Source organism: Rahnella aquatilis CIP 78.65 = ATCC 33071 (assembly GCF_000241955.1).
Taxonomy (GTDB): domain Bacteria; phylum Pseudomonadota; class Gammaproteobacteria; order Enterobacterales; family Enterobacteriaceae; genus Rahnella; species Rahnella aquatilis.
The window spans coordinates 269,889-282,171 of sequence record NC_016835.1 but is presented as its reverse complement, the minus strand read 5'-3'; the positions used below and the strand labels follow the sequence as shown (position 1 = coordinate 282,171).

Sequence of the window (12,283 nt, the reverse complement as noted above, 5' to 3'; positions counted from 1 at the left end):
ATAACATGAAAAATAATTCAATATATTGATTACATAGCGGAACTACATTTTAATGATTTATTTAATTCAACAGGGGTTATCGGTATAAATAAGGGAATCTTTAGTGACGTAAATATTGAGAAAGTGTAAAGAAGGATGACCGTTTAGCTCCCTCCCCTGCGAAGGGGGAGGAGCACAACGAAACCGCCGGGCAGGAGGACGAGTATTAATCAGGCAAACATTTCCTCAAGCCAGCCAACCCGCATTTCAGGCACGGATCGCAGCAACTCGCGGGTGTAATCATCCAGCGGTTCGGCCAGTGCGGAGGCGACCGGTCCCTGACGCACAATCACGCCCTGTTTGAGCACCGCGACCTCATCGGCAATTTCACGCACTACCTGCAAATCGTGGGTAATAAACAGGTAAGAAATGCCGGTTTCCTGCTGGATCTGGCGCAGTAACGCCAGCACATCACGGGCGACTAACGGGTCGAGCGCTGAGGTGGGTTCATCGCAAACGATAATTTTTGGCTCCGCCGCCAGCGCCCGCGCAATACACACACGCTGTTTTTGCCCGCCCGAAAGTGCGGCGGGGAAACGCGCCGCCAGTTCGGCATGTAATCCGACCTGCGCCAGCAATTCACTCACCCGGGCCTCGCGCTGGCTGCGGTTCAGGGTGGTAAAGCAGGCCAGTACACGGGAAATCTGACCGCCAATGCGCTCTTTCGGATCCAGCGCCGTGTCGGGGATCTGATGGATCAGTTGTACATCGCGCAACTGGACGCGGCTGCGCTGGCGCAAACTGGCGGGTAATACTTGCTGATTCAGGCTGATTTCCCCGCTTTCCTGCGTAAGCAGCCCGCAAATCACTTTACCGAGCGTCGATTTCCCCGAACCGGACTCACCGATCACCGCCAGCGTGCGCCCGCGCGGCAAACTCAGCGAAATATTTTGCAGTACCGGCTGTGCATGATAGCGCGCACTGATGTTACTGATATCCAGCGCGACGGGTGCAGGGCCCGTTTGCGGCGTTTTGTTCCCGCCCTGCGCGTGCAGCAAACGGCGGGTGTAATCCTGTTGTGGCTGGCTCAGCAATTGCGCCGTTTCCGCCTGTTCAACAGTTTTACCATGCTGCAACACCATGATGTGATCGCTTATCTGCGCCACGACCGCCAGATCATGGCTGATGTAAATCGCCGCGACGCCGGAAAGGCGGATCACATCGCTGATGGCTTTCAGCACGCCGAGCTGGGTGGTGACATCCAGCGCAGTGGTCGGCTCATCGAAAATCAACAATTCAGGCCCGGCACACAGCGCCATGGCAATCATCGCGCGCTGTAACTGTCCGCCGGAGACCTGATGCGGATAACGCTGATAAAACGCCTGTGGATCCGGCAGGCCGAGCTGTTCAAACAGAGCAATGGCTTTGGCCTGCGCCTGCTGGCGGGGATACACATTGTGTTTCAGCGCCGCCTCAATGACCTGCTCGCCGAGAGTGATCGCCGGATTAAACGCCGCTCCGGCAGACTGCGCGACATAAGCAATCTGTCTGCCACGCACCTGACGCAACTGGCGCTCAGAAAGCGAAGTCAGTTCCCGCCCGCTGAACGCAATTTTGCCGGAATGAATGCGCATCCCCTGACGGCAATGCCCGAGAATGGCCAGCCCGATGGTGGATTTGCCTGCGCCCGATTCGCCGATCAGACCCAGCACTTCGCCGCGCTTCACGGTGAAAGAGACGCAATCCACCAGCGTGCGCGGATTTTTACCCTGCGACACCACACACAGGTTTTCGACATTCAGTACGTGCTCATTCATGCTTTTTTCCCCACACACGACGCTCGCCGCTCATCAGCCAGTCCGCCACAGCGTTGACTGCCAGTGCCAGTACCGCGATTGCGCCCCCTGGCACCAGCGCCGCCCAGACGCCAAACAAAATACCGTCTTTATTATCGCGCGCCAGCCCGCCCCAGTCAGCGGTCGGTGGCTGAATACCCAGTCCGAGGAATGACAGCGCCGAGAGAAACAGCAGAATAAAAATAAAACGCAGGCCGAATTCGGCAATCAGCGTCTGGAGCGCATTGGGTAAAATCACATGCCCGAGGATCCAGCCGAGACTTTCACCGCGCAACCGCGCCACGTCGACAAACTCCATCACACCGATATCCACCGCGAGGGAGCGTGCCACGCGCAGCACACGGGTCGATTCCAGCAGGCCAAGTACCAGCGTCAGCACCAGAATGGTTTTCGGCAAAACAGCCAGCACGATCAGCGCCAGGATCAGCGTCGGGATAGCCATCACGATATCGTTGCAGCGGGAAATCACCTGATCCAGCCAGCCGCCACGCAGTCCGGCAATAAACCCGAACGTACAACCGACGATAAACGCCACCAGCGCCGCCAGTGTGGTCACACCCAGGGAAACACGGGTGCCCCAGATCAGGCGGGAAAGCAGATCACGGCCGAGATTATCGGTGCCCAGAACAGAATCAGGACCCGGTAAATCCCACGACATGCCGAGGGTCTGATCCGGCGCGTGCGGAGCCAGCCACGGAGCAAAAATGGCGATAAGGATAAACAGGCTCAGCACCAGCAGGCCAAGTATCGAAGCAGGTTTTAATGCAGGCATTACAGCAATTCCTAAGATTCAGCGGTTGTGGCGTAAACGTGGATTAGCGACCAGCGCCATTACATCCGCCAGCAAATTCAGCAGGATATAAATACCTGCCAGCAACAGCGCGCAATCCTGCATCACCGGAATATCGCGTTTGCTGATGCTGTCGACCATGTACTGCCCGAGTCCCGGATAAACAAATACGTTCTCGACAATCACCACACCGACCATCAGATAGGCCAGATTGATCGCCACGACGTTGATGATCGGCCCCACAGCATTGGGCAATACGTGACGCCATAAAATACGCGACGGCGACAGCCCTTTGAGCAACGCGGTATCCACATACGCCGAACTTTGCGCGGCTATCAGCGCGACGCGGGTCATGTTGCTCATATGGCCGAGGATCGCCAGTACCAGCGTGGCGCACGGCAGGGAAATGGCGGAGAGTTTGGCGGTCAGCGGCATATCCGCAGTGATACTGCTGTTGCTTGGTGCCCACGCCAGCGTGATGGCAAATATCAGGATCAGCAAATAACCGGAGAAAAATTCCGGCAGCGCCACCGTGGCGCGGGTGATGGCGTTGAGCAGCGTATCAATGACGCTGCCGTGATAACGCACGGAAATAAACCCGATCAGCAGCGCCAGAGGAACCGCAATCGCGGCGGTGCATCCGGCCAGAAACAGCGTATTACCCAGACGGGTAAACAGCGGGCCGCTGATGGCTTCACGGGTAGAAAAACTGGTGCCAAAATCACCGTGCAGCACGCCAAACAACCAGCTCAGATAGCGGCTGACCGCCGGTTTATCCAGCCCAAGCTGGAGATTCAGTTCGCGAATGGCATCCGGCGTGGCGCTCTGACCGAGGATCGCCGTCGCCGCATTGCCCGGCAGCAGCTGCACACCGGCAAAAATCAGCATGGAAACCGCCAGCACCACCAGCACGCCATAGAACAGCCGCACCAGCACCATGCTCAGCAAGCCGGAACGGTGTGGCGAAAAACGGCCCGCAGGCCGTTGAGTCACTTTCTGTTGTGCAGATAAGTCAGACATATTTTTACCCGGTTCAGCCTTCAATCCAGACTTTCTCTGCCGCACGGTTACCACTGAGCGGCATCCCCGGAACGGAAGTGAACCCCTTGATTTTGGCGGAACAACCGTCGAGTGCATCGGCATACAGCGGGATGATTTCGCTTCCCTGATCAACCAGCATTACCTGAATGTCATGATAAATCTGTTTGCGGCGTGCCTCGTCTGCTTCACCGCGTGCGGCTTTGACCATCGCATCGAATGCCGGTACGTGCCACGCCGATTCATTCCATGAAGACTGGCTGGTGAACACCAGAGAAAGCAGCGCATCAGCGGTCGGACGGTTCGCCCAGTTCGACGACACAAAGGCTTTCTTCTGCCAGATATCATTCCAGAACGCATCGTCGGGCACGCGCACCACATTCAGGTTAATGCCGGCTTTGGCGGCAGATTGCTGATAAAGCTGACCGGCATCGACCGCGCCAGGGAAACCGGCATCGGCGACATTCAGCGTCAGCGGACCGCTGAAACCGGATTTCTTCCAGTGGAACTGCGCTTTTTCAGGATCGTACGGACGCTGCGGGATATCTTTTGCAAAATAACGGTTCGACGGGAAAATCGGGTTGTCGTTCGCCACGCTGGCGTAACCGCCAAGCACGGTGTCGATAATTTTCTGACGATCGATGGCGTATTTCAGCGCCAGACGGCCATCAACATTATCGAACGGTGCCAGATTTGACAGCCCGGGGAAGGTGTAAATCATGCTGTCTTTCGCCCGTACCAGTTTCAGGTTCGGCATACGTTCGATGCGGCTGACAATGCGCGGATTCACACGGTTAATCAGTTGCGCCGAACCACTGACCAGTGCTGCCACGCGGGCCGTTGAATCGTTCATCGCCAGCGTTTCGACAGAATCGACATGCCCGCGTTCGCTGTTCCAGTAGTTCGGATTATGTTTGGTCAGCGTGGACACGCCCGGCTGGAATTTCTCAAGGATAAATGCGCCGGTGCCGATGCCTTTATCAAAGTTTTCATTTTCAGCGGTAATGGCGAAATGCACGGCGCTCAGCAGCCAGACAAATTCAACGTCCGGCGCGGTGAGTTTAATCGTGACTTCATGGTCGCCGGTGGCTTCAATTGAACTGACGGTATCCAGATACCCTTTCACCGGCGAGGTGGATTTCTCACCACGATGGTGATTCAGGGAATACACCACATCTTTCGCGCCCAGCGAGCGGCCATCGTGGAACTGTACGCCCTGGCGAATTTTCAGCACCCAGGTTTTGCTGCCATCGGTGGAGGCCCAGGCTTCAGCCAGTGACGGTGCCAGTCTGGCGTTTTCGTCGATTTCCACCAGATTGTTAAACATCTGAGAACCGACGAAATACATGTAAGTTTCGAACCAGAATGCCGGATCCAGACGGTCGGTGCTGGAGGCATTGTCCACGCCGACGACCAGATGGCCGCCTTTTTTCGGTTTTTCTGCCTCCGCAGCAAAGGCATTGCCCAGCCACAGAGAATGGGTAGCCGCAGCAACGGAAAGTGCCCCCGCACTTTTAATAAACGAACGACGATCAATCATGTGTTTTCCCTGTCTGCGAAGAGTGCATCTTCAGCATTAATGTGTGTTTTATTGTTTTTATGGATGTTTTCGGGTTATGGATATTATTTGGCGAAGGCCTGTTTCAGCGCGGCAATATGTTCCGGCCCGATCCCGCAACAACCGCCGACCAGGGTCGCACCCTGCGCTACCCAGTCTTTCGCGAAATCAAGATAACCGGCAGGATCGGTGTCCTGACGCATTTTGCTCAACCCTTCATTGGCGCCGCGTTTATTATCGGAAGGCTCGAACGCATTGGCATAAACGCCGATATCAAGCTGAGATCCCTGCGTCGTCAGCGCCGCTCGTGCAGTTTTCACCGCCGTCGCCATCACCTCAGGGCGGCTGCAATTGAACAGCACCGCCGCCGCAGAAACCCGCAGCGCCGCACTGACCGCATCGCCAACGGATTCACCGGAGCGCAGCAGCGCATTACCCTGATCGTCGGGATTATCCTGCAAGGTGAAAGACAGCCACAGCGGACGCGGGTCATCGCCCAGCACATCGCGCACCGCTTCGACTTCTGCGACAGAGCTTTGCGTCTCCGCCAGCCAGACATCGACACTGTCCGTCAGATTATCCACCAGCACTTGCAGTAATTTTTTGGCCGCCACCGGCTCGAACAGATCCGGGCGATAAGATCCGAGAACCGGAGGGAGCGAACCCGCGACCTGCACGGCAGCCGGTGCCGCCTCCGCCGCCTCACGAGCCAGCTTGCCGGAGAGCGCAATCAGCGCAGCGCCCTGCTCCGCAAAAATCTCTTCACCCACGTGGAACGGCACAACGGCGTAACTGTTGGTGGTGATGACCTGAGAACCGGCAGCAATAAAAGCATCGTGAGCGGCCCGCACAAATTCCGGCGCCTGCATCAGCGCCAGCGCAGACCATTCAGGCTGGCGAAAAGGAGCCCCCATCCGGGCCAGTTCGCGGCCCATGCCACCATCAAGGATTTTAATGTTACTGATCATTGTGCCACCACCATTGTGTTTTTCTTAACCGAATCAATCGTTAATCCGGGAGGTGGAGACACTCTACAAAACGAACGTTTAGATGTCTAGATTTCTTAATGGCTAAAAGGTGGGTTTTTAATGACAAACTGGTTTCACTCGCCGGGAGGGGTGGATCGAGAATATTTCGGTTCCTTAAGTGCTGCGGTCACATGACGTGCTGCGCCGAAACCGACCAAGAGGGAAAAGTGCTTTTTCCCTCTTGGATCTCCCTTCGCTTTTTCAACACGCGCTATCGCTCGCTGGCCATGTTTCAGGTAGCACAGCGACAGGCTGGAAATCTTGCCGCTGCGCGGTGCCTTCATTTCGGGATTGCAGCCTCAGGTCTGCAACCTCTCACTCAGCAAGCTTTCTGAATCGCCCGCACGATCTTAAAAATCAACGGCAGACTGTTTTTCATCTTTTAAAAAGGTTGATTGGCGTGCTCAAAATCCAGCTGAACGGAGCGGCTTCGAGACCTGTGGCTCGAAGACCGAGAGAAGGCAGTGCGAAGCACCTGGATTTGCGCCACTTACTATAGCCACGAAACACGTCCATCGTGCCCGCGACAGCGCGTAGTGAAAAAGCGCGGAGTCCAGAGGCCCGCGCGTTACCGGGTCTCTGGTCGGTGTGGGCCGACGCCCACGGTCTTGATCTTAAAAGGCCAGTGTGGACGGCCCCCGTCTGTAATACTTATTTACACTCGTAAACTCAATGCGTATTATTCTCATTCGCTTTATTGACTCAACCTGAAATTCTTCCTTTCCAGTCTTTCTATCCGGAGATCCCGGAGGGGTGATTCATGCTGAGAGAGCCGTATAAATACAAAATTGCAGTGGCTTAAAAAATAATAAAATAACCGTGTGGAGAATAGTTATGTGTGTCTTTTCAGGGAATTGCGCTGTCAGGAACAATAAACAAAACATTGATAATAATTCAGGAAAGAAACTTTCACTTTCAGTGATCGCGTTGTTAATGTCGTCGTCATTGCATTCTGCTTATGCCGCAGAAACAACGGCTAAAAAAACGGCGGGCGATACCGTTGTGGTGACCGGCGGGAACAATAGCACCTCCGCAACGGATACCGCCGCCACCGATTACAGTGTTCCGGTCACCACCGCAGGCACAAAAATGACCCTGACGGCGCGCGATATTCCGCAGTCCGTCAGTATCATCAGCAAGCAGCGCATGCAGGATCAGCAGTTACAATCTTTGGGTGATGTGCTGAGAAACACCACCGGTATTCAGGAAAGCGTCTCGGACCTTGACCGTCGCACTTATTACGCCCGTGGCTTTCTGATCGACAACTACATGGTCGATAACATTCCGACCACCTTCGATCCACGCTGGGATCTGGGCGATTCGCAATCTGACACGGCGATTTATGACCGTATCGAAGTCGTGCGCGGCGCAACCGGCCTGATGACAGGACCAGGCAACCCGTCGGCCTCCGTCAACCAGGTGCGTAAACACGCCGACAGCAAAGAATTCACCGGCAATGTTTCGGCTACTTACGGCAGCTGGAATAAACAACGTTATGTGGCCGATTTATCGACGCCGCTCAACGCATCCGGCAGCGTGCGTGGCCGTCTGGTCACCGGTTATCAGGATAAAAACAGCTACGTTGAGCGTTACGGCGCAACCAAAAAATTCGTTTACGCCACCGTCGATGCCGACCTCACCGATTCCACCCTGCTGTCCGCAGGCTACGAATTCCAGCAAACCAACACCGACAGCCCGACCTGGGGCGGTATGCCGCGCTGGTATCTGGACGGCAGCAAAACCGATTATCGTCGCGGCTTTAACTCCGCCCCGGACTGGGCATACAGCGATAAAGAAACCACCAAACTCTTCACCACCCTGAAGCAGTCGTTCGATAACGGCTGGCAGGCCACCCTGAACGGCACGCATACCGAATCCCATATTGACAGTAAGATGATGTATATCGACGGGACATTCGATAAAACCACCGGCGTGGGGGAATCCGCTTATGCCGGTTATCCGGTCGTCGCCGGTACCGGCTATAACACCGGTAAACGAAAAGTCGATGGCGTGGACGCCTTCGCCAGCGGTCCGTACGAACTGTTTGGCCGTCAGCATGAACTGATGACCGGGGTGAGCTACAGCAAACAGCAGAACACGTATTACAGTTCATTTGCCAATATCTCAACCGAAGAACTGGGCAACTTTAACGATTTCAACGGACAATTCCCTGAAACCGACTGGGCCCCGCGCACGCTGGCGGAAGAAAATGTTATTCGTCAGAAATCGGCTTACGTCGCGACGCGTCTTTCGCTGGCCGACCCGCTGCACCTGATCGTTGGCGCACGTTACACCAACTGGAATTCGCACACGCTCACCGATCAGATCGAGAAGAACAACATCACGCCGTACGCGGGTCTGGTGTTTGACATCAACGATACCTGGTCGACTTATGCGAGCTATACGTCAGTGTTCCAGCCACAGACTTACCGCGATATCAACGGCGGGTATCTGTCACCGGTCATCGGCAAAAACTACGAAGCGGGCGTGAAATCCGACTGGTTCAACAGCCGTCTGACGGCTTCCGTGTCCATCTTCCGCGCGGAACTGGATAACGTCGCGCAAAGTACTGGCCGCGTTATTCCGGGCACGACCGATACCGCTTACGAAGGTAAAAATGGCACCGTCAGCCGTGGCGTAGAATTTGAAGTGAACGGCGCACTGACCGATAACTGGCAGATGACGTTCGGCGGCACCCGTTACATTGCAGAAGATGAAAATGGCGATGCGGTGAACCCGCAACTGCCGCGCACCCAGTTGAAACTGTTCTCAAGCTACCGTCTGCCGATGTTGCAGGATCTGACCGTCGGCGGTGGCGTGAACTGGCAGACACATGTCTGGGATACGGTTCCTGGCCCAAGCGGCAACGGTACGCGCTATGCCGAGCAAGGCAGTTATGCGCTGGTTAACCTGTTCAGCCGTTATCAGGTCACCCGACAACTGGCGGTGCAGGCCAACGTCAACAACCTGTTTGACAAAGAATATGACACCAGTGTGAACCAGTATGTGGTTTACGGTGAACCGAGAAATGTGTCGGTGACGGCGAGCTATAGTTTCTGATTTGCTGAGGCCGCAGCAATTGCGGCTTATCACTTGCAGTGAGGGCAGAACGGGTATATTTCGGTTTCTCACTCGCCGTGATGGCTGGATCGAGAATATTTCGGTTTCTCAAGTGCTGCGGTCACATGACGCGCTGCGCCGAAACCGACCAGAGGGGAAAGGCTTTTCCCCTCTGAACTCCCCTCGCTTTTTCAATACGCGCTCCGCTCGCTGGCTATGTTTCAGGTATCTCCGCGACAGGCTGGAAATCTTGCCGCTGCGCGGTACCTTCTCTCGGTCCTGAAGCCTGAGGTCTTCAGGCCGCTCCGTTCAGCAAGCTTTCTGAATCGCCCCCACGATCTTAAATTCAACGGCATACTGTTTTTTATCTTTTAAAAAGGTTGATTGGCGTGCTCAAAATTCAGCTGAACGGAGCGGCTTCGAGACCTGTGGCTCGAAGACCGAGAGAAGGCAGTGCGAAGCACCTGGATTTGCGCCACTCACTATTGCACCAGAACATGTCCGTCGTGCCTGCGACAGCGCGCAGTAAAAGAGCCCGGGGGGTCTTGGGGGGTGGCGGCGATAGGCCGCCCCCCAAGTCGGTGTGGGCCGACGCCCACGGTCTTGACCTTGACCTGGACATTGATTTTAAAATCGCCCCCTTTGCACCGATCCGTGCAAAAAAACCAAAACTTACATAATTCCCCATGTTTCAACATGCTTTTATAAAGTACCATTAACATCATGAACACCATCCCTCATCCCCCTGTCTTTGATGGTCATAACGACCTGTTACTCCGCCTGTGGCTGCATGATGCAGCAGATCCTGCTGCCTTGTTTCTTGATGGCTCACTGGAAGGACATCTCGATTTCAGGCGCTGTCGTCTGGGTGGTTTCGCAGGTGGGTTATTTGCCATTTTCGTACCACCTGCTTCATATATGCCACAACTGAAGCCCGATTCACCTGCGGAACCTCATGACGCTTTTGCCATTACTCAGGCACAGATTTCACTGCTGGAACGCCTTGAAACGCAGTCCGCCGGGCGGGCAAAAATCTGCCGGACGGTCGGTGAAATTGAAGCGTGTATTACACAGAATGTGCTGGCGATGGTGATGCATATCGAAGGGGCGGAAGCACTCGGCGATGATTTCTCGCGGCTGGAGCGCTGGTATGAAAAGGGGCTGCGCAGCATCGGCCCGTTATGGAACTTACCCAACCAGTTTGGTACCGGCGTTAAGGGCGATTTCCCGGGATCACCGGATACCGGAGATGGCCTGACGCCCGCCGGGCTTGGATTGCTGCATGAATGTAACCGGAAAAGGATTCTGTTCGATGTCTCGCACATGAACGAAAAAGCCTTCTGGCAGACGGCAAAATTCAGCGATGCGCCGCTGGTAGCCACCCATTCAAATGTGCACGCGTTATGTCCGCAACCGCGTAATCTGACCGATAAACAACTGGCTGCCATTGCCGAAAGCAACGGCTTCGTTGGCGTTAATTTCGGCACGGCTTTTCTGCGGGCGGATGGAAAACGCAACGGCGACACCCCTATCACCGAAATTGTTAAACATCTTGATAACCTTGTTGGTAAACTGGGGGAAGAAAATGTCGGTTTTGGTTCGGATTTCGACGGTATCAATGTGCCGGATACGCTCGGTGATGTCGCCGGATTACCGTTGCTGCTTCAGGCTATGTCTGATGCGGGATACGGCGATGCATTGATCGAAAAAATCGCGTACCGCAACTGGCTGAAAGTATTAAAGCAAACCTGGGGTGAATAGTTTTTCATCCGATATTTTGCGCTAATCCCTGTGGCTTACAGGGCAATATCGGTTTGAGCTCATCGCAACAATTTTTTAGCCAAACCAGCGATATTTGACAATAAGCCGATCACCTGCCGCAATAAAAGGGGCAATGAACTTAACACTGTAATCATCAAGAGGACGTTATTATGTGGACTAAACCTTCATTCGAAGACCTGCGTTTAGGCTTAGAAGTGACACTGTACATTTCTAACCGCTAAGCCTTTATGCCCACGGTTAACTGTGGGCATCTTCCTTCCCTTTCCCCTGGTTCTTACATGCAGATTATCGTACTTGGTTCCGCGGCAGGCGGCGGCTTCCCGCAGTGGAACTGCAATTGCAGCAACTGTCAGGGTGTGCGTAATGGCACCATGAAAACGTCCCCCCGCACGCAATCTTCGATTGCCGTCAGCGACAATGGCACCGACTGGGTGCTGTGTAACGCCTCGCCGGATATTTGCCACCAGATTGCCGCCACGCCGGAACTGATAAAACAAGACGTTTTACGCGGCACCTCCATTGGTTCCATTATCCTGACCGACAGCCAGATTGATCACTGCACCGGCCTGCTGAATTTGCGTGAAGGCTGTCCGCATCAGGTGTGGTGTACGCCGGAAGTCCACGAAGACCTCACCACCGGTTTCCCGATTTTCACCATGCTTTCTCACTGGAATGGCGGCCTGCAACACCACGCTATCAGGCCGGAGAACCGCTTCTCCGTTGCCGTCTGCCCGAATCTTACATTCACTGCCATTCCGCTGCTGAGCAACGCGCCACCGTATTCGAAATACCGCGGCAAACCGCTCCCCGGCCACAATATCGCACTCTTTATTGAAGACACAAAAACCGGCACCTCGCTGCTGTACGCACCGGGTCTGGGCGAACCGGACGATGAACTGCTGAAATGGCTGCATAAAGCCGATTGCCTGCTGATTGACGGCACGCTGTGGCAGGACAACGAGCTGGCGACCACCGGCGTCGGCCGCAATACCGGCAAAGACATGGGCCATCTGGCGCTTGCCGAAGAACAAGGGCTGATCGCCCTGCTGTCGTCACTTCCGGCAAAACGCAAAATTCTCATCCATATTAATAATACCAACCCGATCCTCAATGAATCCTCTGCCGAGCGGCAGGCGCTGACGCAACAAAACATCGAAGTCAGCCGGGACGGGATGCGCATCGAACTGTAGGG

General features: G+C 54.9%; 10 protein-coding genes. 4 read left to right on the top strand and 6 right to left on the bottom strand.

Annotated features, from left to right (window positions below; translation table 11 throughout):
• Positions 1-209: 209 nt before the first annotated feature.
• From RAHAQ2_RS23280 to RAHAQ2_RS25735, 6 genes are all read right to left on the bottom strand, one after another.
• On the bottom strand, positions 210-1,796 hold the full coding sequence (locus tag RAHAQ2_RS23280) for an ABC transporter ATP-binding protein (protein WP_014341837.1): 1,587 nt from the start codon (positions 1,794-1,796) through the stop codon (positions 210-212).
• Positions 1,789-2,607, bottom strand: a complete 819-nt coding sequence (locus tag RAHAQ2_RS23275; RefSeq protein WP_014341836.1) for an ABC transporter permease — start codon at positions 2,605-2,607, stop codon at positions 1,789-1,791. The genes RAHAQ2_RS23280 and RAHAQ2_RS23275 overlap by 8 nt, the downstream gene beginning before the upstream one ends.
• Positions 2,608-2,625: 18 nt before the next feature.
• Positions 2,626-3,564: an ABC transporter permease gene (locus RAHAQ2_RS23270; RefSeq protein WP_086935308.1), complete on the bottom strand. Its 939-nt coding sequence runs from the start codon at positions 3,562-3,564 to the stop codon at positions 2,626-2,628.
• Between the two features lie 94 nt (positions 3,565-3,658).
• A complete protein-coding gene (locus RAHAQ2_RS23265; RefSeq protein ID WP_193785537.1) occupies positions 3,659-5,200 on the bottom strand; it encodes an ABC transporter substrate-binding protein in 1,542 nt (513 codons plus the stop codon).
• Between the two features lie 86 nt (positions 5,201-5,286).
• A complete protein-coding gene (locus tag RAHAQ2_RS23260; protein ID WP_014341833.1) occupies positions 5,287-6,189 on the bottom strand; it encodes a homocysteine S-methyltransferase family protein in 903 nt (300 codons plus the stop codon).
• A 134-nt stretch (positions 6,190-6,323) separates the two neighbouring features.
• A complete protein-coding gene (locus tag RAHAQ2_RS25735) occupies positions 6,324-6,533 on the bottom strand; it encodes a hypothetical protein (RefSeq protein WP_156105444.1) in 210 nt (69 codons plus the stop codon).
• Positions 6,534-7,083: 550 nt separating this feature from the next.
• Here RAHAQ2_RS25735 and fhuE point away from each other — a divergent pair.
• The 4 genes from fhuE to pqqB all read left to right on the top strand — a co-directional run bounded on the left by fhuE (position 7,084) and on the right by pqqB (position 12,281).
• Complete coding sequence (gene fhuE / locus RAHAQ2_RS23255; RefSeq protein ID WP_014341832.1) at positions 7,084-9,309, top strand: ferric-rhodotorulic acid/ferric-coprogen receptor FhuE; 2,226 nt, start codon at positions 7,084-7,086, stop codon at positions 9,307-9,309.
• Positions 9,310-10,032: 723 nt separating this feature from the next.
• The gene (locus RAHAQ2_RS23245; RefSeq protein ID WP_014341831.1) at positions 10,033-11,070 is read left to right on the top strand and encodes a dipeptidase; all 1,038 of its coding nucleotides are present in this window, start codon (positions 10,033-10,035) and stop codon (positions 11,068-11,070) included.
• Between the two features lie 170 nt (positions 11,071-11,240).
• Complete coding sequence (gene pqqA, locus RAHAQ2_RS25345) at positions 11,241-11,312, top strand: pyrroloquinoline quinone precursor peptide PqqA (protein ID WP_013578120.1); 72 nt, start codon at positions 11,241-11,243, stop codon at positions 11,310-11,312.
• A 57-nt stretch (positions 11,313-11,369) separates the two neighbouring features.
• The gene (gene pqqB, locus RAHAQ2_RS23240; RefSeq protein WP_014341830.1) at positions 11,370-12,281 is read left to right on the top strand and encodes a pyrroloquinoline quinone biosynthesis protein PqqB; all 912 of its coding nucleotides are present in this window, start codon (positions 11,370-11,372) and stop codon (positions 12,279-12,281) included.
• The last annotated feature ends 2 nt before the right edge of the window (positions 12,282-12,283 follow it).